A 24,169-nucleotide genomic window follows, 5' to 3' on the forward strand; every position below is an offset into this window, starting at 1 on the left:
GAAAGGCTGATCATGTCGTTCTTTCAATCGTTGGCCGCGGCCTTCAAGGGCGAGGCGGTGACTCCCCGCGCGCCTTTGGGACGGAGCTTCGTTTCGCCCTGGATCGCAACCTCGGACTGGCATGGCGAACCGTCACGTGGGCCGATCAATTATCCGGTGGCGATCCGCGAGGCCTACCTCAAGAATCCGGTGGCGCAGCGCGCGGTGCGACTGGTTGCAGAAGGGATCGGTGGCGCACCTGTCGTCGCGTCCGATCCGGCACTGCTGGCGCTGGTCAACGAGACGAGTGCTGGCCAACCGCTGCTCGAAACGCTCGCGGCGCATCTCATGCTTCACGGCAATGGCTATGTGCAGGTTCTGCGCGACGTCGATGGCAACCCGGCGGAACTGTTTGCGCTGCGGCCGGAACGGGTGACGATCCTGCCTGATGCAGCAGGTTGGCCTGCAGCCTTTGCCTACAAGGTCGGCGAAAAGGCGTTGCGGATCGAGGCTCTCGACGATTTTGGGCGGCCCAACCTGATCCATGTGAAGCACTTCCATCCTGTAGACGACCACTACGGCGCGGGCTGCCTGGAGGCGGCCGAGGAATCGGTGGCCATCCACAATGCAGCAGCGCGCTGGAACCGTTCGCTGCTGGAAAACGCGGCGCGGCCATCGGGCGCGCTGGTCTATGATCCGGGCGAACCGGGCGCGGCGCTTTCGGCCGATCAATTCGAGCGGATCAAATCGGAACTGACCCAGGCCTATGCCGGGCAGGTCAACGCCGGACGACCGATGCTGCTGGAAGGTGGCCTCAAGTGGCAGAGTCTCGCGCTTTCGCCGGCCGACATGGACTTCGCGACGCTAAAGGCTGCAGCAGCGAGGGACATCGCGCTTGCTTTCGGTATACCGCCGATGCTGCTGGGAATACCGGGCGACAATACGTTCGCCAATTACCGCGAGGCCAATCGTGCCTTGTGGCGCCTGACGCTGCTGCCGGTTGCGGGCAAGATCCTGTCAGCATTGACCGAAGGGCTGGCACCATGGTTCGGCGAGGCCAAGCTTGTCATTGATCTTGATCGCGTGCCAGCTCTTGCTGAAGATCGCGAGCGCCTGTGGAGCCAGGTCACGGCCGCCGATTTTCTGTCGGACGCCGAGAAGCGCTCAATGCTGGGGCTCGCGGCATGACGCGCGAGGAGATGCTGGCGCGGCTGATCGCGCAGGCCGAGGGTGAAGGCGGCGATCTCGTCACTTTGCGCGCCATCGTGGAGGAAGCAAGCGATCTTGGCGCGGCGCGCGTGCTGGCCCGGATGGGGCTCGCCGACGAGAGCGCGCACCATGATCTTGCCGAATTGCGCCAACTCCTGAGCGCCTGGCGCGATGCCAAGGCGAGCGCTTGGAAGGCGGCGGTGGGCTGGGTGGTTCGCGCAGTGCTGGCCCTGTTGCTGTTCGCGATCGCGGTGCGGTTCGGCTCGGGAGATCTCGTGCGATGACAACGCCGTTCCCTCAGCCACAAATGCGCTTTGCCGGTTACGCGGCAATCTTCGGGAAACGCGACAGCGGTGGCGACACGATCCGTCCCGGCGCTTTCCGAGCGAGCCTTGAGCGGCGGTTGGCCGAAGGCCTGCGCCTGCCATTGCTGTGGCAGCACCGGCCCGACCAGCGGATTGGCTGGATTGATCTGGCGAACGAGGACGAACGCGGTCTGCGCGTGGTTGCAACGATTACAGAACCGCAATCGGCTGCGGCCCGCGCATTAAAGGACGGCGCGGTGGACGGACTTTCATTCGGGTATCGCGTGCGTCAGGGGCGGGCGCTGCCTTCAGGACGCGAGTTGCATGACCTCGACATCATGGAAGTGAGCCTCGTCACCCGGCCGATGCAGCCGCTTGCCCGCGTCCATTATCTCGAGACGGCCGCCGCCGAGGCTGCCTGAAATTCTCTCGACGACGACCAGAATTACCCCGCGGCTACCCCATGGGGTGGCCTTCTTGATGCAGAAAGGACGTTGTGCCCCATGGATAATCTGAACCTTGAAACCAAGGCCGATGCGCTGACCGGATCGTTCGACATCGTCGAGCGCCAGGAAGCGCAGGACGCCGCGCTGGCAATCCTGCGCAGCGATGTGGACGAAGTGAAAGGCCGGCTCGAGAAGGTTGGCCGCGCTGCAGCGGTCCGCCCGTTGCTTGACGGTTCCGGTCTGACCGAAGGGCCGGAAGTGAAGGGCTTTGTCGATGGCTACCTCCGCCATGGTCGGGAGACCGAGCTGAAATCGCTCTCCGGTGTGGTGGCCGCCGATGGTGGCTACGCCGTGCCGCAGCAGATCGACCAGATGATTGCGCGCCGCATGGTCGAGATCAGTCCGATCCGCGCGATCGCCAACGTGGTCAAGACCGGAACTTCCGGCTTCCGCCGTCTCATTTCAACCGGCGGAACGGCCTCGGGATGGGTCAGCGAGACGGGTGCACGTCCGGAAACCGCGAGCCCGAAGCTGGCCGAGATCGTGCCGCCTACGGGCGAGCTTTATGCCAACCCCTCGGCAACGCAGGCCATGCTCGACGATGCGGTCTTCGACCTCGAAAGCTGGCTGGCGAACGAGATCGCAACCGAGTTCGCCCGCGCGGAAGGTGCAGCGTTCATCTCGGGTACCGGCACCAACCAGCCCAAGGGCTTCCTCGCCGCGACGATGAGCGCAGCGGGCGACAATACCCGCGCATTCGGTTCGCTTCAGTTCATTGGTTCCGGCAACGCCACGGGCTTTGACAGCACGCCGGAAGCCAAGCTGATCGATCTCGTCTGCCAGCTCAAGGCGCCTCTTCGTCAGGGTGCTGCCTGGGTCATGAATTCGACCACGCTGGCTGCGGTGCGCAAGCTCAAGACCGCCGATGGTGCATTCCTGTGGCAGCCGGGCCTTGTCGAAGGTCAGCCGGACCGCCTGCTGGGCTATCCTGTGGTCGAGGCCGAAGACATGCCCGACGTTGCCGCAAACCAGTTCCCGATTGCGTTCGGCAACTTCAAGGCCGGCTACCTGATCGCGGAGCGTCGCCAGACCACGATCCTGCGCGATCCCTACACCAACAAGCCTTACGTCCAGTTCTACGCCACGCGCCGCATCGGCGGTCAGGTGCTGGATAGCGACGCGATCAAGCTGCTGAAGATCGCGGTCTGATCGGGCGCGCGCCCTGCCTCCTCCCCCTGACGGGCGCGCACCGACTGCGCCCGCGGCTACCTTCCCCTTGTTGCCGCGGGCGCCCCTCTTCCCAATAACGGACCGGAGATTGCCATGATGCGGGCAATTGTCGCACCGCCTGCCCTGTCTTCGGCGGCGCTTACCGAACTGAAGGCCTGGCTGGGCATTTCCCGGTCTGCCGATGATGCCGAACTGATCGCGCTGCTGCGAACGGCGCTGGATGTTTGCGAAGGGTTCACCGGTGAAATGCCGCTCGAATCCGGTTGTGAGGAAACGCTCACGGCCAGCAGCGAATGGCAAACCCTCTCCGCGCGGCCTGTACGCGCCATCACGGCGCTGGTGGCGGTGAACCTGACTGGCACACGTATCGCCTTGGCAGCATCGGATTATGAATTCGACATTGCGGCGGACGGCACAGGCCGGGTCCGCCTGCGCAAGCCGATAGAGCAGACCCGCGTTGCCGTGACTTATTCCGCAGGAATTGCAAGCGACTGGGAAAGCCTTCCTGATGCGATTCGCCACGGCGTGATCCGGCTATGCGCGCATCAGCACCGTGCCCGCGACGACGATCGCAAAGCGGCATCCTTGCCGCCATCGGTGGTCGCGGCGCTGTGGCGCCCCTGGCGCAGGATGCGACTGGCATGATCAGAGCCGAGAGCAATATCGGCGAGATCGCCGGCCGCCTGACTGACAAGGCATGGGCGCTGGCGCAAGCCCGGGCGGTGCTTGTCGCACGTCGTCGCGACGCTCGTCGCTGGCGCAAGGCCAACCTGCTGTGGCCCCTATTCGGACAGGATTGAACCAATGGAAATTCCATTCCGAGCCACACTCATCGAATGGCTGGCAAGCGATCCCGCACTGGCCGACGCCCTCAACGCGGTAGTCGAGGGAACGCCTTCGCGCACTGCCTTGCCCTGGCTGGCCCTTACAACGAGCGCGAGCACAAACTGGGGAACCAAGACCTTGGCGGGGCGCGAAATACGCGTGGCGCTGGAACTGAATTTCCGCAGTGACGACCCCCTCGGCGGAGCGGCGCTCGTCGCGGCGATCGAAGCACGCGTCGAGAGCCTCCCTGTCGACCAGTCCGCGAACGGCTTCCGGATCGCCAGCGTCGGCATGATCCGCGCCAGAGCCGAGCAGCGTGGCGAGGCCGTGCGGGTGGTTGTGCTCGAATACCGGGCGCGTGTGCTCGCGGTCTGATTTTCCCATATTTCCAAGGAGAAACAACGATGGCAGCCCAAAAGGGAAGCGCGTTCCTGCTGAAAATCAGCGATGGAGCCGCGACGCCCACCTACAACACCGTCGCAGGCCTGCGCACGACGCAGATGTCGATCAACGGTGAAGCGGTGGTGATCACCAGCAAGGACTCCGGCGGGTGGCGCGAACTGCTTTCGGGCGCCGGTACGCGATCGGTGACGGTCAGTGCTGCGGGCATTTTTCTGGGCAGCGCGGCCGAGGGCCAGGTTCGCGGCAATGCGCTGGCAGGTACGATCGCGGATTACGAGCTTTCGTTCGAAGGCGGCGAGAAGATGCGGGGCAAGTTTCTTGTGCAGCGGCTCGACTATTCGGGCGATTTCAATGGTGAGCGCAACTATACCATGACGCTCGAAAGTTCGGGCCTGGTGGCGCAGGTCTGATGCCGGACGCAGCCAATCCGCACCGCGGGGAGACCGTGATCGTCATCGGCGGCCAGCCGCTGGTCCTGCGACCGACGTTCGGCGCATTGGCGGCGGCCGAAGAGGAACTGGGGCCGCTGTTCGCGTTCGTGGAACGGGCAAGCGCTGGTCAGTTACGCCTGGCCGAGCTGGTCGGACTGTTCTGGCATTGCCTGCGCGAGCGCAACGGACTCGATCGTGACGCCTTTGCCGAAGCGGTTACTCGCGAAGGCCTCGCGGCCTGCACCTCGCCGCTGCGCGCCTTGATCATACAGATCCTGAAGGGCGCCGGGTGACTGAAAGTTTCGGCATGGGCGCTGCGCGGATGAGCGGACAGGCCGCGTTGCTGCTGGGCTGGATGCCGGAGGTGTTCTGGTCCGCGACGCCGGAAGAATTCGCTTCGGTGATTGCCGCAATGCACCAGCCCGGCGGCGGCGCGATCGACAAGGGCACGCTGGACAGAATGATGGAGGCAGACCGTGGCGGATGAACTCGATACGCTGATGATCGACGTGCGCGCCAATACGTCGGGCTTTTCGGCTGACGTTGCACAGATGCGGGGCAGCTTCGATTCGATCCTGGTGGAAGGCTTTGGTCGTGCCGGAGACACGCTGGAGCGCGGGCTGCTTGGCGCGATCCGGCGCGGCTCGATGGGTTTTGAAGACCTGCGGCGCATCGCGATGAATGTGATCGGTGATATTGCTGCGCAAGCTGTTCAAGCAGGTATCGGGTCGCTGGGTGGTGCAACGGGGCTTGGCCAATCTGGCGGGATCGGGGGACTGCTCTCCGGACTCGTCGGCTCGATTTTCGGATTGCCGGGTCGTGCGACGGGGGGGCCGGTGGCACCGGGCCGAGGATATCTGGTCGGCGAACGCGGCCCCGAATTGTTTGTGCCGACGTCCGCCGGGCGCGTCGAGGCTTCGGAAGGTGGCGGAAGGCGGAAGGAAGTCAATGTTTCCATCCGCATTGTCAGCCCGCAGGGCAGCAGCCAGCCCGATAGCCTGCGCCGGTCGGGGCGACAGGTTGCACAAGCGGTGCGCCGAGCACTCAGCGACTTCTGACACATCGGAGATCCCGACATGACCTACTGGCTCGCCAAGCGCCGGACGGTGCAGCACGCCGACACGATCCAGCGGTTCGACCCTCGCTTCTGGACAGTTAACTTTCCCAGGCCAGCGATGGCCTCGGTCGTCACGACGGCGCCCGATGGCTTGCGCGTCGACACGGTTTTCCAGAAGGCGGACGATCTCGTAGGGCTGATCTGGGAATCACAGGACACCTGGGATCATCCGCTGCTGGCCTATGATACCCGGCGTGACTACTCGCGCCTGACGCTTTCCTTCCGTTGGCGATCCGAAGGCGTCCTGCCGCTTGATGCGGTCAATGGGCCGACGCTGACGATCGAGGGTAGGGATGCGGCCGGCAATGCCCGTGCCTGGTATGTGCGTCTTTGGAATTACGCGAGTGGATCGCCGACGGACGCGTTGGTGGTCTTGCCATTTTCCGAGCTGAATGGCGGCTTCCTGCTGCCGGCGGAGGCCGACCCGGTCCACGTGACGGATATCGACCGGCTGTTCATCTCGCTGGTGCCGCCGGGTTATGGGTCTGGTTCCGATGCGTTCACGTCGGCTGCGACCGGGTGGGCCGAGCTTACCCAATTGCGCTGTGAAGGGCACAAGCCAATGCTCGAGATCGGCGATGTCATGGTGCCTCCGCACGGGCTTTCGATGTGCACTGGATATGACGATGCCTACAATCTGACGCCGGCTCGACTTCTGCGGCAGGTTCGGGGCCTGGGCTATCGCGGGAGCATCAATCACTACATCGGCATGAGCCACTTCTTCCCGCTCGTGCCCGATGGCACCGGGGGCTTCGTTGTCGATCCGGCACTGCCGGCGATGAACGCTGCGGCTCTCGCCTGGCACAAGGCGTTTTTGGCTGAAGCCGGTGCCATGGGGTACACGGTCATCGCATCTCAGTCGTACGAAGTTCTGGCGCAGCATTGCCCTGCTGCCTGGCAGCAGCGTGCCTGGAATGGCGAGGCTGGCCGAACGGGCTGGTCACCACCCTCGGCCTTGCTTTCGCCAGCCAATGCGCAGGCTATGGCCTGGGTGCGCAAGGTTGGCGTTGCTCTTGTCGAACTGATGAAAAGTGCCGGACTTCCAGTGCGCCATCAGGTAGGCGAGCCGTGGTGGTGGGTAACGGCTGACCGGCGGATCTGCATCTATGATGATGCGGCAAAGGCCGCGCTTGGCGGCAGTCCCGAGGATATACCGGACCTCTCCGCCACGCTGACAACGACCCAGAAGAACCTGCTCGATGCGGCTGGCGCGATCCTTGCCCAATCCACTGCGGACCTTGCCACGGCGGTAAGGACAGCGGCGGGCCCGGCAGGGGCCGAAACGCTGTTGCTTGCTTTCCTGCCGACCGTACTCGACCCCGCAACGCCCGAGGCGCGGCGTGCAAACCTGCCGACGGGCTGGGCGTCTCCCGCTTTCGACGTGTTGCAGCTTGAGGATTACGATTGGGTCACCACAGGCAAGGACGCGCTGCGAAAGCAGGGGCGAGCCATTGCCGAAGCACGACTCAATTACCCTCGCACGCGGCAGCACTACCTCTCTGGCTTCGTTCTCAATGCCCAGAATGCCGAAAGCGAGTGGCAACGGATCGATTCGGCCGCGAGCGAGGCAGTCGCGCTTGGTGTGGCCGAGACGTTTGTATGGGCGCAGCCCCAGGTTTCGCGGGACGGATACGTCCGCCTTCCCGATGCGCGAGGAGACGAGAACATGCAGTCCTTCGATGATGTCCTGTTTCCGCTGGCACTGGGTCGAGACGCATCGGTCACGCCCGAGTTCTCAACCAATGTGACCATCACTGCCTCCGGCTTCGAGCGACGCAACAGCCTGTGGTCGGATGCGCGACTTCAGTTCGATGTGGGGCCCGGCGTCCGGTCGGAAGCCGAACTGGGTGAGCTCATCGCGTTCTTCCGTGCACGGCGCGGACAGGCACGCGGCTTTCGTCTCCGTGACCCGTCGGATTTCAGCTCAAACGGCATGACGGGGACGGCGACACCCGCCGACCAGATGATCGGTACCGGCGACGGTGCTACTTCGCGCTTCGCCTTGGTCAAGCTTTACGGTGACGGCGAGGACGCGCAGCGCCGCCGCATAACGCGGCCTAGAACCGATACCGTGCGCGTCAGCGTCGACGGCGTGGAGACCAGCAACTTCACGCTGGAACCGCTGGGAGTAATCGCTTTCGCCGTGGCTCCCCCGGCAAGCGCGGTCGTGCGTGCCGGCTATCTTTTCGATGTGCCGGTACGCTTTGCCGAGGATCGCCTCGACGTTTCAGGTGCGGAATTCGCTGCGGGCGAAGCGCCCAGCGTCCCGCTCGTCGAACTGCGAGAAGACGCATGACACGGACCTGGTTTGGCGAGCCACTGGAGACGGTGGCGGTATGGTGGCGGATTGAACGGCGAGACGGAGTTGCGCTTGGCCTTACGGGCCACGACCGCGATCTCACTTTCGCGGGCCTGCGTCACCGTACTGCGCCTGGAATGGTGCCGTCAGCCGTGCGACGAACGGCAACCCTGGAAGCTGATTCCGCAGAAGTAACCGGCGCGCTCAGCCATGATGCGATCGGGGAAGATGACCTGTCTGCCGGTCGCTTCGATGGCGCACGCGTTTCCATGGGATTGGTCGATTGGGAAACGCTCGAACATGAGACCTTGTTCACCGGTACGGTAGGATCGGTTGGCCGGGAGGGAGAACAGTTTTCCGCCGAACTACAGTCGATCAAGCAAGACCTGGCGCGCCAAGTGGTGCCGCGCACTTCGCCAACATGCAGGGCCGAATTTTGCGGAGAGGGATGCACCCTTTCACCGGCGCGCTTTTCGCATGAGGCGCTTCTGCTGGATATCTCAGCTGACCGCCGGTGGATCACAATCGGCGTTGCGGATCCTGCCAGCTTCGAATTCGGGTGGATTCGTGCCGTCGATGGGCCGGAGACAGGTCTTCCGATTCGGGTTCAGTCGGTTGAAGGCGAATGGCTGGGACTCGATCGTCCGATGTCTGACGGAATCGTCGCTGGATTACGGCTGATCCTGCGTGAAGGCTGCGATCACACTCTTACGACCTGCTCCAGCCGTTTTGCCAATGCGGCCAACTTTCAGGGTGAACCATTCCTGCCAGGTAACGACCTGCTCACGCGTTACCCGCCAGCGCAATGACAGATATGTCCCTTGCCGAAGCCGCGATGACACTCGTCGGTTCACCATTTCGCCTGCATGGCCGGTCGCCGGAAACAGGCCTCGACTGTGTGGGCGTGGTTGCCGAAGCAATGCGGCGCACGGGCGCAAGGCCCGACTGACCTGAGGGCTATTCGTTACGGCTCATGTCGGTCTCGCGGTGGCTGGAAAATGCTTCAAGGAGCGGGCTTGCTTCCGTCGAGAGCGGAGGCGACGTCGTGCTCTGCATGGCAAATCCGGTCCAGCCGCACCTCGCTATCGCAGTGCCAGGTGGCTTCGTCCACGCCCATGCCGGGCTTGGTCGGGTAACTTATCTTCCCGGGCCACTTCCATGGCCTGTCGTCCGCCAATGGCGATTTGGCGAAAAGGATCATTGAACCTCATGGCAACGCTTATCCTGTCGACCGTAGGCACACTCGTGGGCGGTCCCCTTGGCGGGGCAATCGGCGCCTTGATCGGCCAGCAGATCGATTCGAGTCTGTTTGCGCGCAAGGTCCAGGGGCCGAGACTCAAAGAGTTGTCGGTCCAGACGTCCAGCTACGGCTCCCCGCTGCCGTTGCACTTCGGCACGATCCGATCGTCAGGAAGCGTAATCTGGGCGACCGAACTGGTTGAACACAAGGAAAAATCCGGCGGAGGCAAGGGACGACCCTCGGTGACGTCCTATACTTATACGGCGTCATTCGCGGTCGCACTGGCAAGCCGCCCGATTGCGGGCATCAGACGGATCTGGGCCGATGGCAACCTGCTGCGCGGCGAAGCGGGCGATCTCAAGGTCGGGGGCAAGATGCGGGTCCACAACGGATTCGGCGACCAAACTGCAGATCCACTCCTCGCGCAGGCCGAGGGAAGCGCGCTCAACCCTGCCTATCGCAACCTGGCCTATGTGGTGTTCGAGGACCTGGAGCTCGCCGATTACGGCAACCGCTTACCCTCGCTTACGTTCGAGATAATCGCCGATGATGGCAGTGTTGCGATTAGTGATATCGTGCGGTGCTTGTTGCCCGGAGCACTGGCCAATGGGCTTTCCACGGCGTCTTTCGCGGGTTTCACGATCGATCAGGGAAGCGTCGGCGATGTGCTATCGACGCTGTCCGACGTCACGCCGCTCTCATGTAGCGTGCAAGCAGACGCGCTCGCATTCCGTCTGGCCGAAACACTGCCAGCAGGCACGCTCCCTTTGCTTCCGCCCCCCGTCGCGGGAGGCGACAACGCCGAAGACGCTCGCACAAGCGGATGGTCGCGAAGGCGGGAATCGCTTCCTTCGGCAAGGCAGTGCGCGCTGCGCTATTACGACACCGCCCGCGACTATCAGCCGGGCTTGCAACGCAGCATCGGACGCAGCGGTCCCGGCGACGTCAATGTCATCGAATTGCCTGCCGCTATGGCCGCGCACGAAGCCCGAGATCTGGCCAACCGCGCGGCATGGCGCCTGACAGTGGCACAGGATTCGATGAGGTATCGCATCAGCGAGATTGCCCCCGCGTTCATTCCTGGCGCGATCGTGCGCAATCCCGTCGTCGACGGAGTCTGGCGAATTGACCAATGGGAGTGGCAAGCCGACGGTGTCATGCTCGACCTCGCATTGGTCCATCCTACCACCGCCGCAAACGTGGGGACCGACCCGGGTCGATCGAACCGTGCGCCCGACCTCATTGCCACCCCGACCATCATGTCGGCATTCGAAATTCCATGGGACGGCAGCGGTGACGGAGCCAGCGCCGCGTACCGGGTCGCCGCAAGCGGAGCGGGCAGCGGTTGGACAGGGGCAACGCTCTATGCACGGCAGGCCGACGGCACGATGCTTCCGGCCGGTGCGACGGGAAGACAACGCGCAATCGCAGGCATTGCCATGGTAAGCCTGCCTCCCGCTTCGCCGCTGCTGATTGATCGAAGCGGGTTCGTCGAGGTGGAACTTGCTTCGGACGATTTCCTCCTCGCAGATGCGACTTGGGCTCAGCTGGTGCAGGGCGCAAACCTCGCCGCCTTGGGCTCGGAATTGATCCAGTTCGCACGTGCGACGCGCATCGGCCCAAAGAGATGGCGGCTTGCCGATCTGTTGCGCGGTCGCGGCGGAACCGAAGCGGCTGTCACAGGCCACGAGTCAGGAGAGCCGTTCGCCATTATCGACGAACGCCTGGTTTATCTGGACCATTCCCTGATCCCGAACGCCTCCACGACCGAAATCGTCGCGATCGGCTTGGGCGATGCAACGCCAGTCGTCAGTCCCGTGACGAATCCGGGACTGACACTGCGGCCCTTGTCACCCGTTCATGGCAGGGCAGTGCGAATGCCGAACGGCTCGATCGTAGTGTCATGGACCCGCCGGTCACGTGGGAGCTGGAGATGGCTGGACGAAGTCGACGTGCCGCTCAACGAAAGCGCCGAGACATGGGAAATTGCGTTCACTGCACCCGGGACACTCAGAAAGGTTTGGCAGACAGGCTTGGCCAGGCTTGAAATCGAACCTTTGACCGGCGCCGGCATGCCGACCGGAACATTCGAAGTGCGCCAACTGGGTCGTTTGTCGCAATCGCTCCCGCTGGCCATTCCCCTCCGCGCATCATGATTTGAAGAAAGGGCAACCCATGAGTGATCCACTCAATTATTCGGCCGTAACGCCGCGATTTGGCTTTCCGCTCCTTTTCTCCGGTCAGTCGCAAAAGGAAGTGACGGTCAACGAAGCGCTGACTCTGATCGATGTGTTGCTTTACGGTTCGGTCGAAGGCCTCGTGACAGCCGAACCGGCGAATCCGGTATCGGGCCAAGCATGGATTGTCGGCCCAGATCCTACCGGCGCGTTTGCCGGTCACGCCGACAGTCTGGCGGCATGGACCGAGGGTGGATGGCGGTTTCTCGTGCCTCAGGACGGGCTGATGATTCTAGACCGTTCAATCGGATCCCAACGCCACTACTCGGGTGGTTGGGCCCCGATTTCCTCACCGAATCTGCCTTCCGGTGGCACCGTAGTGGATATAGAAGCGCGCAACTGCCTGACAGCGTTGGTGAATGCTCTCGAAGCGGCGGGCATTATTTCAGCAAACTGACGGAACCATATCGCGTCTGCAGCATTCCACCGGCACATGAGGGCGTCTTCAGCTGACTATTTGTATGGCACAACGGTTTCAATTCGTTGTTTTCATGCAACAGTTGGTGTGTTTGTCCGCTTGCATGACCACTTTGGAACCGTTAGACAGACTGCACGACGTGGCATGATGTCGCTTAAAGGGGAAACTATAATGCGGAAACTGGTCCTGGGCGTGGCCCTGGCCTCGACTGCCTTGGCATCACCGGCATTTGCTCGGAATGATTCCTGGTATGTCGAAGCCGATGCTGGCGCGATGATTGTCGAAGACATCGAGAACCTGCTGGGTTCGAACCAGAACGGCGTGCTCGACACGCGCACCGGCTATGACTTCGGTGGCATTGTTGGTTATGACTTCGGTGGCTTCCGCCTCGAAAGCGAAGTCAGCTATCGCCGCGCCGAAGAGAGCTCTTACGACGCCGTTTCGCGTGTTGTGCCTGAGGGTGCACTGGGCGGCGGCGCTGAAGCTCTCAGCTTCATGGTCAACGGCCTTTTGGACTTCGGGCCCGATGACGGCATTCAGGGCTTCGTCGGCGGCGGCGTTGGCGTAAGCCGCGCGAAGATCGGGGTGATCTACAACGATACTCCGCGCAACGTCGTCGATTCGGACACCGGTTTCGCATGGCAGGCGCTGGCCGGCATTCGTGCACCGCTCAGCGACAACATCGACGTGGGCCTTAAGTATCGCTTCTTCAACCAGGATCACATCGACCTGGTGAACAACGCTGGCACCAACGTCCGCACCAAGTTCCGTTCGCACTCGTTGCTCGGCACGCTGACGTATAACTTCGGTGGCGCTGCCCCGGTCGAGGAAGCTGCTCCGCCGCCGCCTCCCCCGCCGCCGCCGCCCCCGCCGCCGCCGCCTCCCCCGCCGCCGGCTCCGGTCTGCAACAAGGGTCCGTACATCGTGTTCTTCGACTGGGATAAGTCGGACATCACGCCGGAAGCAGCGACGATCCTCGACAACGCAGTTACCGCATACGGCAACTGCATGAGCGTTCCGATCATGCTGGCTGGCTATGCCGACCGTTCGGGCACCGTGAAGTACAACCAGGCACTGTCCGAGCGTCGCAACGTATCGGTCCGTTCGTACCTGTCGACCCACGGCATTCCCGATGGTTCGATCACGAGCCAGGCCTTTGGCGAAAGCAATCCGCGCGTTCCGACCGCTGACGGCGTTCGCGAACTTCAGAACCGTCGCGTGGAAATCACGTACGGTCCGGGTTCGGGCATGTAATAATCGGTTAAAACCGATATTCGGAAAAGGGGCTGGAGCAATCCGGCCCCTTTTTCGTTATGGTCTCGTGTCCACACGTGCGGAGGCCAGATCATGATGCAAAAGATCGCAATAGCTTGTCTTGCAGGAACTATTCCGCTTGCTGGCTGTGCCACGGCTCCTTCCGCAGTCGACTCCGTCCAGATCCTGGCAAAAGCGAACCTTGCCGACGCTGGTGGCAAGTCGGTCGGCGTAGCGACCATCGAGCAGACTGGCATGCAGGCGACGCTTCGCGTCAGCGCCTCGGCGCAGACGCCCGGCTCTCACGGAATTCACCTTCACATGACGGGCAAGTGTGAAGCGCCCGCTTTCACTACTGCAGGCGGGCACCTTAACCCGATGAGCCACCAGCACGGCACGCTCAACCCGAGCGGCCCACATTTGGGCGATTTGCCAAATCTAGACATCGGCGCAGATGGTACCGGCAGCTTGAACGTGCCGATGAACACCAGCATTGCAGACCTTCGCGCAGCGCTCTTCGACGCCGATGGCTCTGCGCTGGTCCTCCACGCCGGGCCTGATGATTACAAGACCGATCCCAGCGGCAACAGTGGCGGTCGCCTCGCGTGCGGCATTCTCAGGCCTGCGGGTTGACCATTGTCATCGTGACATGGAAGCGTCGTTGGCGGCCTTCGCAAGGATAGCCTGCGCCTTGGGCGTGCATCGAATCGCCGTAACTAGCAAGGCAATCCCGATCGGAACCGCGACGAGCGTCGAAAGCACGCCTGCGGCGAGGTTGCTGTCATTTCGCGCAGAGACGTATCCGGCCATGAACGGTCCGAGCGCCAAGCCTACCAAGGTGGTCGCCAGAAAGAATGTGGCTGTCGCTGTGCCTCGCATGCGTGGGAGCACGAGCGCCTGGCTTGCGGCGGCCGCCGCGCCGAGGGCACTGCTCGAGAATGCCTGTGCGAAAAACGACGATGCGACGAAGACGGCGAAACTGTCCGTGCGATAGGCCAAAACAAGCGGCAGGACCGGCGCGATCAAACCGAACAGGGTGACGTAGACGCGCCCTGCCACGAGCCGCAGATGGAGGTAATCGGCAATGCGTCCGCCAGCGATCACGCCGAGAAACCCAGCGACTGCGGCCGGGGCGCCAATTGCCCAGCCAAGATCGCCTTTGCTCACGGCAAATACCCGCTCCGCATAGGGCGCGGCCCAGTATGACGAAGCGTATGCGGTAAACGCCACCATGCCATATCCCAGCGTTGTGCAGATGAAGGCGCGCGATCGCCAGATCATCATGAACGTGGCTGCATCGGCTGCGCGCAACGCACTCGCCCAACTGTACACGGCGTAGACGCCAACCCCGACGAACAACCATTGTTGCAATGTCGATCTACCGAGCAAGCTGACCAGGCCGAAAACGATCGCGGAGATCACAAGGGCCATGGCCAGATTGGCGACGAGCGCCTTGCGCCCCCGACGCACGGCTGCCAGCAACGTCAATGGTGGGATCACGTTTAGCAGCTCGGCAAGAAATTCGCGAAAGGGCCTGTCCGATCCTTCGGTGGGCAAGCCATCGATTGCGCCGCGGACCGGCTCACGGATGAAAGATACCCAGATTGCCAGCAGCAGCCCGGGCAAGCCGACCGCCATGAATGCGGCCTGCCATCCGACTAGCCCAAGCGGGCCGCCTGCAGGGTATGCGGCGTTCCATCGCTCGACGACGAGCCCGCCGACGAGCAACGAGAGCCCTCCGCCGAGGAACAAACCGGAGGAATAGATGGCCAGCGCAGTGGCGCGCAGCCTCTGGGGAAAATAGTCGGCTATCAGCGAATACGCTGCGGGGCTGGCGGTAGCTTCGCCGATTCCCACACCGATGCGCGCCGCGGTCAGCTGCGAACCACTGCGCGAAAAGCCGGAAATCGCCGTCATTGCCGACCACAGGGCGAGCCCAAGGCTCATCAAGCGAACCCGGTGCCAGTTGTCTGCCAGACGGCCCAGGGGAATACCGAACAGCGAATAGAAAACCGCAAATGCGGTGCCGTAGAGAAAGCCGAGGTCCGCATCCGTCAGGTCGAGGTCGCGCTTGATGTCATTTGCCAGAATGGACAGAATCTGCCGGTCGACGAAATTGAGGATGTAGACCAGCACAAGGATGCCCAGAACATACCAGCTATAGGCAGGTACCGGCTCGTTCGCGTCAGTCTTGATCAGATCTTCAGCCGATCGCGTAGCTCGTTCCGTCATCAAGGCCTGCCTCTGCAAATCCTGCACGCCTCAGACGACAACTGTCGCAGACGCCGCAGGCTCTCCCATCCGGCAGGGGATCGTAGCACGACCAGCTCTGGCCTGCGTCCAACTCCAGCCGCGCCGCCTCTTGGGCGATCTGTGCTTTCTTGAGATACTGGAGCGGCGCGTGAACTTTCACCGCCCCGCCGTCATTGCCGATCTTGGTGGCAATGCAGGCAAGATTTTCGAAGCCCGCGACGAATTCCGGGCGGCAATCGGGATAGCCCGAATAATCGAGTGCATTAACGCCGATGAACAGGTCCTTTGAACCCGCAGCTTCGGCCCAGGCCAGTGCGAGCGACAGGAAGACGAGGTTTCGCGCAGGAACGTATGTTACCGGGATATCGTCGGTCAGCCCGTCCTTCGGAACGTCGATATCGGCCGTCAACGCCGATCCGCCGAACAGACGCAGATCGAGCGGCAGCACGACATGGCGCTCGATGCCCAGCCTTGACGCGATCCTGCGCGCAGAATCGAGCTCGACCCGGTGCCGCTGGTTGTAGTCGATCGTCAGCGCGAGGACGCGAAAGCCCTGCTCCTGCGCAAGGGCGGCGCAGACCATTGAATCCAGTCCGCCTGAAAGCAGGACAACAGCAAGGGGAGCATCGGCAGCAGGAGGTTTGGCTGGCATCGGGCAATGGCTAGCCGTGCCGCAGCATGGATGCAATGGTTTCGCTGGAAACCGCCACCATTGCGTGGATCAGCGCTTGCAGGTTCCGATCCGACGGGCTTCCGCCGAAAAGTTGAAGGGGAGACCGCTTTCGATCCCCTGCGTGTCGATCTGGGCCAGACGTGCGTTCTCGAACCTGATGTGGGTGTGACCATAGCCGTTAGCAGGGCAAGAATACTGGACCGTTACGGCCCCGGGGCTGTCATCGATGACAAAACGACGGCAATTGTCGCGCGAATGGCGGATCTGGATCAGACGCCGGCCACTGTCGATGCAGACCTGCGTTACCCCGCTGGACTGGTCGCGCGGCTGGATCTCCCAAAGCCCTGGCTCCAGTCTGTCCAGCATGCCGAGCGCAGGTCCTTGGGCACCGCCGCTCGTCGCGGTGAAGCCCGCATAGAGGCAAAGGCCCATCAGCGTCGGCCTTGCCAACCAACCAACTTGACGAAATGCCTTTACCATACCGGGTCTCTCGCACAGCACTCACGGTCAGGTCTGTGGACCTGCGCACACAAGCCCTATACCATCGCCCAGCCTGCGATGAAACGTCCTGTATCGTCGATGAAACGTGAAATATGCTGTTAGATTTGCCTGAAAGTGCGTCTCTCAGGGCAAATCGATCCCAAACTCACGCGAACAGAACGCGCAGTCGACGACGATGAGACCCTCATCGTTGCGCATCTCGGCGCGTGCCTCGGGGGCGAATCTCGCCAGCACATCACGGTAATGTTCAACGGTACAGCGGCATCCGCGTACGATGGGCTGGCCCGGTTCGACCCGTATCTCTCGCTCTTCGTGAAACAGTCGCCAGACAACACCTTCGAGATCCAGTGCCGTATCGGTTAGTTCTTGCGCCGTAATTGAACCACCCAGGATCGCGACGTGTTCCCATTCGGGATGGTCAAGCGGCGCGTGAAGACGCTCGCGCCCCTCCTCCCCATCCGGCAGATGCTGGAGCAGAAGCCCACCGGCAACGCACCCTTCCGGGCTCGATTCTATGCCTACGCGGATTAGCGTCGGAACCTGCTCTGATTGCAGGAAGTAGCTCTGGCATGCTTCGGCCAGCGAATTGCCTTCAAGTGGCACGACGCCTTGGTAACGCTGCCCAGTTGCTGCCAGATCAAACGTGATCGCAAGGTAACCGTCGCCGAACAGCGCGAACAGCGACGGCACCGGCCCCAGTTCATCAAGCCTCGCCCGGTCATGGCGCACGTAACCCCGCAACTCGCCATTGCGGTAATCGCAAACCAGAAGATCAACCACGCCGTCCTGCGTCTGCGCCTGAAGCGTGAGCTGGCTGTCCTGATCCTTGAGAAGCGAGCCCAGCAACGCGGTCACAACCAGTGCCTCGGCCAGGAGCTGGCGAATTGGCGCGGGATAGCTGTGAGCCGAGATGATCCGGTCCAGCACAGGCCCCAGCCGCACCACCCTGCCCCGCGCGTCGCGATCAGGCAGAGTAAAGTGCAGCAGCCGGTCGAAGCCGGTGGACGGCTGATTCGGGTCAGTCATGCCAATGACCTCAGATCTGGCCAAAGGCCCAACGCAGGACCGACTTCTGCGCGTGGATGCGGTTCTCGGCCTCGTCCCAGATGACCGAGCGCGGGCCGTCGATTACCGTATCGGTCACTTCTTCGCCGCGATGTGCCGGAAGGCAATGCAGGAACAGCGCGTCGGGCTTTGCCTGCGCCATGAGCGCCTCGTCAACCTGATAGGGGCACATCGCCGCCAGCTTGGCCTCGGCGTGGGCCTGCCCCATCGATATCCACGTGTCGGTCACGACAACGTCTGCCCCGCGCACGGCGTCGGCAGCATCGCGCGTGAGACGCACGTTAGCACCACCCTTGCGGGCAGCCTCGATGAAGCTTGGGTCGGATTCGTAACCCTCGGGCACACCGATCCGGACGTTGAACTTCATCAGGCCCGCCGCTTCGACGATCGAGTTGAGCACGTTGTTGCCATCACCCAGCCAGGCGACCTCGAGACCGGGTAACGCTTTGCCATGTTCGATCACGGTCAGCAGGTCCGCCATGATCTGGCAGGGATGCGAAAGGTCGGTCAGGCCGTTGATGACCGGGACCGTCGCGTAATGCGCAAGCTCCTCGACCTTGGCGTGGTCATCGGTGCGCAGCATGATCGCATCTGCCATGCGGCTGAGCACGCGGGCAGTGTCGGCCACGGTCTCACCCCGCCCAAGCTGCGTCGTCCCGGCATCCAGAACCAGTGCCGAACCGCCAAGCTGGCGCATTGCAACATCGAACGACACGCGGGTGCGGGTCGAATTCTTCTCGAACACCATCGCGAGGAGATGCCCGGCAAGCGGCGCATCGCGATCAGCGCTACCCTTGGGTTGCCCCTTGCGCGCCGCCTTGCGATCGATCGCATCGTTGATCATGGCCGCGATTGCGTCGCCGCCAGCGTCCGTCAGGTTCAGGAAATGCCTGGTCACGTAACCGGCACCTCCGGCGCATAGCTTGCAGCAGCGGCCGAGAGCCGCTCCATGAACTCGTCGATGTGGCTGTCGTCGATGACCAGCGGCGGGATGACGCGCACGGTGTTGTCACCAGCCGATACGGTCAGCAGTTGATGATTGTCGCGCATGTGCGCAACGAACGGCCGCGGCTCCACCTTCATCATCAGGCCAAGCATCAGGCCACGCCCGCGCACGCCGATGAACAGGTCGGGATAGTTGCCGATAAACTGCTCGATGCGGCCCCGCAGCCGCTCACCCTTGGCGCGCACCTCGGCAAGGAACGCCTCGTTCGCGACGACGTCGAGCACAGCTTCGCCCGCAGCCATTGCCAGCGGGTTGCCACCGTAAGTGCTGCCATGCGTGCCGGCCACCATGCCGCGCGCGGCCTTCTCGGTGGCGAGGCAGGCACCGATCGGGAAACCACCGCCGATGCCCTTGGCGGTCGCCATCACATCGGGCGTGATGCCATACTGCTCATAGGCATAGAGCGTACCGGTGCGCGCCACGCCGCACTGTACTTCATCGAAGATCAGAACGAGATCATGCTCGTCGCACAGCGCACGCAGCCCTTGCAGGAATTCCTCGGACGCATCGCGGATGCCGCCCTCGCCCTGGATCGGCTCGACGAGGAAGCCCGCGGTATTGGGCCCCATTGCCGCCTTGGCACCTTCAAGATCGTCGAAATCAACGTACTTGAAGCCTTCCAGAAGCGGCAGGAAGCCCTTGTGCATCTTCTCCTGATTCGAGGCGCTGATCGTTGCCATCGTGCGGCCGTGGAACGCGTTCTTGAACGTGATCAGCTCGTACTTGTGGTCGTTGCCGGCAGCGCTGTGATAGGCGCGCGCGGTCTTGATCGCACACTCGACAGCCTCTGCGCCCGAATTGGTGAAGAACACCGTGTCGGCAAAGGTCAGGTCCACCAGGCGCTGCGCCAGTTGCTCGCCCTGCGGGCTGCCATAAAGGTTCGACACGTGCATCAGCGTGGCGGCCTGCCTCTGGATCGCGCCGATCAGGTGTTCGTTGGAATGGCCCAGCAGGTTCACTGCGATGCCGCTGGCAAAGTCCAGATAGCGAGTGCCGTCTTCCGAGATCAGGTGGCAATGTTCGCCTCGCACCGGACGCACGCCACTCCGGGGGTATACGGGCATCAGCGGGGTGATCGACATTGGCATCTCCTGTTCATTCTCGAGAATCGGCCCGACTTGTCCAATGGGGGCCTGATCCGGTGAGGGATTCGCAAACGACAAATGGCGACCCCGATCCCAATAGGATCACGGGCCGCCATTTGCGCGTTGTTAGATTGTTGCAGGCCCCCGGTCAATTCGATCGGGGAACAGTGCAGGTCGGTCAGTCCTGACGCGGCACCAGGTTGACCGCCGAGTACTTGCCTCGTCGATCGACCTCGAGGTCGAACTCAAGCTTGTCGCCTTCGTTCAGCTCGCGCATGCCCGAACGCTCGACCGCGCTGATGTGCACGAAAGCGTCCGGCTGGCCGTCATCACGCGTGATGAAGCCGAAGCCCTTCATCGCGTTGAAGAACTTGACCGTGCCCGTTGCCCGTTCGCCGGTCAGTTCGCGCTGCGGAGCCGCAGGCTTTGCTGCCACGGGGATCACGTCGCCCACGACTTGAAGGTCGGCAGCCGAGATCTTCCCGCCGCGATCGACGAGGTTGAACTCAAGCGTCTGACCTTCGGCAAGGCCTTCGAGACCTGCACGCTCAACGGCGCTGATGTGGACGAACACGTCCTCGCCACCGTCTTCACGCTGAATGAAGCCGAAGCCCTTCTGGCCGTTGAAGAACTTTACGACACCCTTGCCGGTGCCAACGACCTGGGCAGGCATGCCACCGCCGCCGCCGCGCGGGCCGCCGAAGCCGCCACCGCCGCCGCCGCGCGGGCCACCGCTGAAGCCGCCACGATCGCCGCCGCCGAAGCCGCCGCGGTCACCACCGCCGAAGCCACCGCGATCGCCGCCGCCAAAGCCACCACGATTGCCGCCACCGAAGCCGCCACGGTCACCGCCGCCGAAGCCGCCGCCAAAACCGCCGCCACCGCCGTAGGGATCAAAACCACCTTCGTCGCCGAATCCGTCGCGCTTGTCTCTGCCGCGACCGCGCCGCCCTCTGTCAAAACCCATAGAAATCAATAGACCTTCAATCCGCCCCTACCTTCACGGCACCACTGGCCGGACGCGGGGACCAGCGGCACGACGAAGGAATCAGTACCGGACTTTTAGGGGCCGGCCTTCTCCTTTGCGCGAAAGACTATAACTAAAAAAAAGAGCAGCGCGAATGGAATCGACAGCAAGCGCTCGATTCACCCCGAAAACTGTGGCTTTCATGCCGATCATGGCGGTTTTTCGCCCCCCTTGCCCCGCACGCAGGCATTGGGCACAAGCGATCGGCTGCCCTAAGAGGGCTTCTTGCCAGCAGGACTCGACCCGCATGTTCCGCAAAATAGACGATAAAACCTATGCCAGCCCGCAGATCTCGCTCGCCGAAGTCGCTTACGCAAAGGCACTGGGCATCGGCCTGATCGTCAACAACCGGCCCGAAGGCGAATCCGACGACCAGACCCCTGGTCCTGATATCGAAGCGGCCGCACGCGCCGCCGGCATGGACTACGTCGCCATTCCCGTGACGCACGCCGGCTTTTCGATGGCGCAGGTCGAAGCCCTGCTTGCCGCGCTCGATGTGGCCGGCGATGCCCCTGTCCTCGCCTATTGCCGCTCGGGCACCCGCTCGACCCTGCTCTGGGCACTGGCCCAGGCCAAGGCGGGTGCCAACCCCGAAGACATTGCGGCAAAGGCGGCAGGCGCTGGCTACGACATCGGCCCGATCCGTGCGACCGTCGACATGCTTGCAGCCCAGGCCGGCTGAGTCCTGAATGGCGCTGATCGATCAGGTGCGCGACCTTATGGCGATGCCCGGCGTCGCCATGGCGCTGCAACTGGCGGGGTCGCTTGTGGCCATTCTCGCGCTGGCATGGCTGGCGCGCAAGCTGGGCCTCGGCGGCGATCCGCGTATCCGCGGCGAAGACCATGCCCGCGCGCTTGCAGACGAGGCGCTCTGCGGCTTCGATGCGCGCCAGACGTGCGTTGACCGTGCAGGAATAGGCGCGCTGCTGCGCGACGCCGACGATCGCGTGCTGCTCATCCGTCAACACGGCAGCCACTTCGCCGCCCGCCAGCTTTCAAGCCACGCGGGTGTGCGGCTGGATGGCCGGTTCCTTACCATCGCCACCGATGACAAGCGCTTCGGTACCGTTACGCTCGACCTTGGCGATCAGGCGCAAGTCTGGGCAGCCAGCCTTCGTCGCCTCGGAGGCACGCCCGCATGACGCCGGTCGACATCGTCACTTATGCCGTTCCGTTCTTCGTCGTGCTGGTGCTGGCCGAAATGATCTGGGCCGCAAAGCGCGCGCCGGAGAAATACGAACCGCGCGACACGCTCACCAGCCTCGCGCTCGGCCTTGGCAGCACAGTGGCTGGCGCGCTTGCTGCAGGCGCGATCTACTTCGCCGCGATGTCGCTCTACAACCACCGGGTGCTGACTGTGCCGACCGCATGGTGGGCTTGGGGCCTGTGCTTCGTGCTGGATGACTTCAACTACTACCTTTTCCACCGCAGCGGCCATCGCGTGCGCTGGTTCTGGGCCTCCCACGTCAACCACCACACCAGCCAGCACTACAACCTGTCGACCGCGCTGCGCCAGACCTGGACCGGCCCGCTGGCAGGATCATTCCTGTTCCGCATCTGGCCCGCGTTCATCGGCTTCCACCCGGCGATGATCCTGACGGTCGGCGCGGCCAACCTCGTCTACCAGTTCTGGATTCACACCGAGACAATCGGCCGCATGCCGCGCTGGTTTGAGGCCGTGTTCAACACCCCCTCGCACCACCGCGTCCACCACGCGACGAACCCGCTCTACCTCGACCGCAACTATGCGGGCGTGTTCATAGTCTGGGACCGCCTGTTCGGCACCTTCCAGCGCGAACAGGACGACCTCCCCATCCGCTACGGCACCGTCAAGCAACTCGGCAGCTTCCACCTCCTCCACGCCGCCTTCCACGAATGGCGCGCCATGCTTGGCGACTTCTGGCGGGCGCCCTGGGGGCACAAGCTGTCGTATCTGGTGCGAGCGCCGGGGTGGAGCCATGATGGCAGTCGCGAAGGCTCGGATGCGATCAGGGCGCGGTGGCAGAAACGCCAGTCGCCCGGCGGCGAATAAGGTTCGCTGCGATCCACGCATGTGGAACCTTTATCCTCATACCTTGTTATAATTTGCGACCGGGCGATCCCCCCTCCCTCAGCCCGGTTCAACATCCAAGCCCCGGCCCGCAAGCCGGGGCTTTTTTGTAGCCGCAGTCAGGCCTTGCGCGAGGGAAGGGTTGCGGCCTGCTCGTTTTGCTCGGGGCGGATATAGATCGACGAGAGCACCGGAAAGGATGCGCGCAGATCGTCCTCGATCTCCTCGATCAGGCGCTCGGCGTCACCCATTGTCACCGCATCGACGAAGTCCGCACTGATCGCGGCGAAGACCTGCCTTGGCGCCGTGTGGATCGTCCGCACATGGTTCACGCCCGAGATCGCCGGATGGGCGGCAACGATTTCCCTGATCCGGGCGATCATGACGGGGTCCGCGCGCTCGCCGATCAGAAGTCCCTTGGCCTCGCGCGCCAGAAAGACGGCCACGACGGCCAGGATCACGCCGACCACGATCGACGCCAGGCCATCGAGCCGAGGGTCGCCGAAATGATGGCTCGCCCAGACGCCGATCGCGGCGACGATCAGTCCTGCAAGCGCCGCGGAATCCTCGAACAGCACCGTGAACGTCGCAGGGTCCTTGGAGTCCCGCACCGCTTGCCACCAGCCGGTATCGCCCTTGGATACCGCAAACTCGCGCAGCGCTATGGCCCACGATGTGCCTTCAAGCGCAAAGGCGAGCGCAAGGACGATATAGTTGACCAGCGGCGGTCGCAGGGGCTCGGGGTTCGACCAGTGCAGAACACCTTCGTAGATCGAGATGACCGAGCCTACGGCAAAAATCAGGATCGCGACAACGAAAGCCCAGAAATACAGCTCGCGCCCGTATCCGAACGGATGCAGCGCGTCGGGCGGTCGCTTGGCGCGATGCTCGCCATAGAGCAGCAGCAGCTGGTTGCCGCTGTCGACGATCGAATGGATGCCTTCGGTCAGCATCGCCGTCGAACCGGTGATCGTAGCCGCCACGAACTTGGCGGCACCGATCCCGAGATTGGCAAATAGCGCGGCCCAGACGACGATGTTGTGCTTGGGAGGATCGTCAGTGTTCATGCCTTCCCGAACGAACAAGTCGTTCAGGAAGGCGCGAGGACCTCAAAAAA

Annotated in this window: 30 protein-coding genes; 21 read left to right on the forward strand and 9 right to left on the reverse strand. The window is 63.1% G+C overall.

From position 1 onward, the window contains the following. Positions 1–12 precede the first annotated feature (12 nt). The 14 genes from AC2A04_RS16055 to AC2A04_RS16120 all read left to right on the forward strand — a co-directional run bounded on the left by AC2A04_RS16055 (position 13) and on the right by AC2A04_RS16120 (position 9,192). Positions 13–1,167, forward strand: coding sequence for a phage portal protein (locus AC2A04_RS16055; RefSeq protein WP_484213363.1), 1,155 nt, complete (start codon positions 13–15; stop codon positions 1,165–1,167). Continuing rightward, entirely contained in the window at positions 1,164–1,472 is a 309-nt protein-coding gene (locus tag AC2A04_RS16060; RefSeq protein ID WP_484213364.1) for a DUF6127 family protein, read from the forward strand. Before AC2A04_RS16055 ends, AC2A04_RS16060 begins: the two co-directional genes overlap by 4 nt. Next, positions 1,469–1,915 carry an HK97 family phage prohead protease gene (locus tag AC2A04_RS16065; protein ID WP_484213365.1) on the forward strand — a complete coding sequence of 149 codons (447 nt, stop codon included), beginning with the start codon at positions 1,469–1,471 and terminating at the stop codon, positions 1,913–1,915. The genes AC2A04_RS16060 and AC2A04_RS16065 overlap by 4 nt, the downstream gene beginning before the upstream one ends. An 81-nt stretch (positions 1,916–1,996) precedes the next feature. Beyond that, the gene (locus AC2A04_RS16070) at positions 1,997–3,148 is read left to right on the forward strand and encodes a phage major capsid protein (protein ID WP_484213366.1); all 1,152 of its coding nucleotides are present in this window, start codon (positions 1,997–1,999) and stop codon (positions 3,146–3,148) included. 114 nt (positions 3,149–3,262) lie between these two features. Next, positions 3,263–3,814 (forward strand): head-tail connector protein, encoded by a 552-nt coding sequence (locus AC2A04_RS16075; protein WP_484213367.1) that lies wholly within the window; start codon positions 3,263–3,265, stop codon positions 3,812–3,814. Continuing rightward, a complete protein-coding gene (locus tag AC2A04_RS16080) occupies positions 3,811–3,969 on the forward strand; it encodes a hypothetical protein (RefSeq protein ID WP_484213368.1) in 159 nt (52 codons plus the stop codon). Before AC2A04_RS16075 ends, AC2A04_RS16080 begins: the two co-directional genes overlap by 4 nt. 4 nt (positions 3,970–3,973) lie before the next feature. Beyond that, the gene (locus AC2A04_RS16085; RefSeq protein WP_484213369.1) at positions 3,974–4,369 is read left to right on the forward strand and encodes a DUF3168 domain-containing protein; all 396 of its coding nucleotides are present in this window, start codon (positions 3,974–3,976) and stop codon (positions 4,367–4,369) included. Between the two features lie 29 nt (positions 4,370–4,398). After that, complete coding sequence (locus AC2A04_RS16090) at positions 4,399–4,806, forward strand: phage major tail protein, TP901-1 family (protein ID WP_484213370.1); 408 nt, start codon at positions 4,399–4,401, stop codon at positions 4,804–4,806. Then, positions 4,806–5,120, forward strand: a complete 315-nt coding sequence (locus tag AC2A04_RS16095) for a gene transfer agent family protein (protein ID WP_484213371.1) — start codon at positions 4,806–4,808, stop codon at positions 5,118–5,120. The genes AC2A04_RS16090 and AC2A04_RS16095 overlap by 1 nt, the downstream gene beginning before the upstream one ends. Further along, positions 5,117–5,314 carry a phage tail assembly chaperone gene (locus AC2A04_RS16100; protein ID WP_484213372.1) on the forward strand — a complete coding sequence of 66 codons (198 nt, stop codon included), beginning with the start codon at positions 5,117–5,119 and terminating at the stop codon, positions 5,312–5,314. The genes AC2A04_RS16095 and AC2A04_RS16100 overlap by 4 nt, the downstream gene beginning before the upstream one ends. Next, a complete protein-coding gene (locus AC2A04_RS16105; protein WP_484213373.1) occupies positions 5,304–5,885 on the forward strand; it encodes a tail tape measure protein in 582 nt (193 codons plus the stop codon). Before AC2A04_RS16100 ends, AC2A04_RS16105 begins: the two co-directional genes overlap by 11 nt. A gap of 18 nt (positions 5,886–5,903) precedes the next feature. After that, a complete protein-coding gene (locus AC2A04_RS16110) occupies positions 5,904–8,240 on the forward strand; it encodes a DUF2460 domain-containing protein (protein ID WP_484213374.1) in 2,337 nt (778 codons plus the stop codon). Then, the gene (locus AC2A04_RS16115; protein ID WP_484213375.1) at positions 8,237–9,052 is read left to right on the forward strand and encodes a DUF2163 domain-containing protein; all 816 of its coding nucleotides are present in this window, start codon (positions 8,237–8,239) and stop codon (positions 9,050–9,052) included. The genes AC2A04_RS16110 and AC2A04_RS16115 overlap by 4 nt, the downstream gene beginning before the upstream one ends. Next, a complete protein-coding gene (locus tag AC2A04_RS16120) occupies positions 9,049–9,192 on the forward strand; it encodes a hypothetical protein (protein ID WP_484213376.1) in 144 nt (47 codons plus the stop codon). Before AC2A04_RS16115 ends, AC2A04_RS16120 begins: the two co-directional genes overlap by 4 nt. Positions 9,193–9,246: 54 nt before the next feature. Here the strand turns inward: AC2A04_RS16120 and AC2A04_RS16125 are convergent, their stop codons facing one another. After that, positions 9,247–9,444: a hypothetical protein gene (locus AC2A04_RS16125; protein ID WP_484213377.1), complete on the reverse strand. Its 198-nt coding sequence runs from the start codon at positions 9,442–9,444 to the stop codon at positions 9,247–9,249. An 8-nt stretch (positions 9,445–9,452) separates the two neighbouring features. Here AC2A04_RS16125 and AC2A04_RS16130 point away from each other — a divergent pair, with 8 nt between their 5' ends. The 4 genes from AC2A04_RS16130 to AC2A04_RS16145 all read left to right on the forward strand — a co-directional run bounded on the left by AC2A04_RS16130 (position 9,453) and on the right by AC2A04_RS16145 (position 14,025). Further along, entirely contained in the window at positions 9,453–11,639 is a 2,187-nt protein-coding gene (locus tag AC2A04_RS16130) for a phage tail protein (protein ID WP_484213378.1), read from the forward strand. Between the two features lie 19 nt (positions 11,640–11,658). Then, positions 11,659–12,117 carry a DUF2793 domain-containing protein gene (locus AC2A04_RS16135; RefSeq protein WP_484213379.1) on the forward strand — a complete coding sequence of 153 codons (459 nt, stop codon included), beginning with the start codon at positions 11,659–11,661 and terminating at the stop codon, positions 12,115–12,117. 192 nt (positions 12,118–12,309) lie between these two features. Next, positions 12,310–13,392, forward strand: a complete 1,083-nt coding sequence (locus AC2A04_RS16140; protein WP_484213380.1) for an OmpA family protein — start codon at positions 12,310–12,312, stop codon at positions 13,390–13,392. A gap of 93 nt (positions 13,393–13,485) precedes the next feature. Then, positions 13,486–14,025, forward strand: coding sequence for a superoxide dismutase family protein (locus AC2A04_RS16145; protein WP_484213381.1), 540 nt, complete (start codon positions 13,486–13,488; stop codon positions 14,023–14,025). Positions 14,026–14,031: 6 nt separating this feature from the next. Here AC2A04_RS16145 and AC2A04_RS16150 read toward each other — a convergent pair whose 3' ends face one another. From AC2A04_RS16150 to AC2A04_RS16180, 7 genes are all read right to left on the reverse strand, one after another. Further along, entirely contained in the window at positions 14,032–15,624 is a 1,593-nt protein-coding gene (locus tag AC2A04_RS16150; protein ID WP_484213382.1) for a spinster family MFS transporter, read from the reverse strand. After that, complete coding sequence (gene queC, locus AC2A04_RS16155; RefSeq protein ID WP_484213383.1) at positions 15,596–16,297, reverse strand: 7-cyano-7-deazaguanine synthase QueC; 702 nt, start codon at positions 16,295–16,297, stop codon at positions 15,596–15,598. Before queC ends, AC2A04_RS16150 begins: the two co-directional genes overlap by 29 nt. Before the next feature lie 69 nt (positions 16,298–16,366). Further along, entirely contained in the window at positions 16,367–16,750 is a 384-nt protein-coding gene (locus AC2A04_RS16160) for a DUF3617 domain-containing protein (protein ID WP_484213384.1), read from the reverse strand. A gap of 192 nt (positions 16,751–16,942) precedes the next feature. Continuing rightward, positions 16,943–17,845, reverse strand: a complete 903-nt coding sequence (locus AC2A04_RS16165; RefSeq protein ID WP_484213385.1) for an Hsp33 family molecular chaperone HslO — start codon at positions 17,843–17,845, stop codon at positions 16,943–16,945. A gap of 10 nt (positions 17,846–17,855) precedes the next feature. After that, positions 17,856–18,782, reverse strand: coding sequence for an ornithine carbamoyltransferase (argF, locus tag AC2A04_RS16170; protein WP_484213386.1), 927 nt, complete (start codon positions 18,780–18,782; stop codon positions 17,856–17,858). After that, positions 18,779–19,972: an acetylornithine transaminase gene (locus AC2A04_RS16175; RefSeq protein WP_484213387.1), complete on the reverse strand. Its 1,194-nt coding sequence runs from the start codon at positions 19,970–19,972 to the stop codon at positions 18,779–18,781. Before AC2A04_RS16175 ends, argF begins: the two co-directional genes overlap by 4 nt. Positions 19,973–20,153: 181 nt before the next feature. Then, entirely contained in the window at positions 20,154–20,942 is a 789-nt protein-coding gene (locus AC2A04_RS16180) for a cold-shock protein (RefSeq protein WP_484213388.1), read from the reverse strand. Positions 20,943–21,249: 307 nt separating this feature from the next. Between AC2A04_RS16180 and AC2A04_RS16185 the strand changes: the two genes are divergently transcribed. The 3 genes from AC2A04_RS16185 to AC2A04_RS16195 are packed head-to-tail and all read left to right on the forward strand — an operon-like array spanning position 21,250 to position 23,034. Then, positions 21,250–21,684, forward strand: coding sequence for a protein tyrosine phosphatase family protein (locus AC2A04_RS16185; RefSeq protein ID WP_484213389.1), 435 nt, complete (start codon positions 21,250–21,252; stop codon positions 21,682–21,684). 7 nt (positions 21,685–21,691) lie between these two features. Beyond that, positions 21,692–22,144, forward strand: coding sequence for a hypothetical protein (locus AC2A04_RS16190; protein ID WP_484213390.1), 453 nt, complete (start codon positions 21,692–21,694; stop codon positions 22,142–22,144). Then, positions 22,141–23,034, forward strand: a complete 894-nt coding sequence (locus AC2A04_RS16195; protein ID WP_484213391.1) for a sterol desaturase family protein — start codon at positions 22,141–22,143, stop codon at positions 23,032–23,034. Before AC2A04_RS16190 ends, AC2A04_RS16195 begins: the two co-directional genes overlap by 4 nt. Before the next feature lie 137 nt (positions 23,035–23,171). On the opposite strand, the gene AC2A04_RS16200 is transcribed toward AC2A04_RS16195, so the two are convergent. Further along, entirely contained in the window at positions 23,172–24,119 is a 948-nt protein-coding gene (locus tag AC2A04_RS16200) for a cation diffusion facilitator family transporter (RefSeq protein ID WP_484213392.1), read from the reverse strand. Positions 24,120–24,169: the final 50 nt, after the last annotated feature.

The organism is Novosphingobium sp. HNCC26DJ243 (assembly GCF_057180545.1).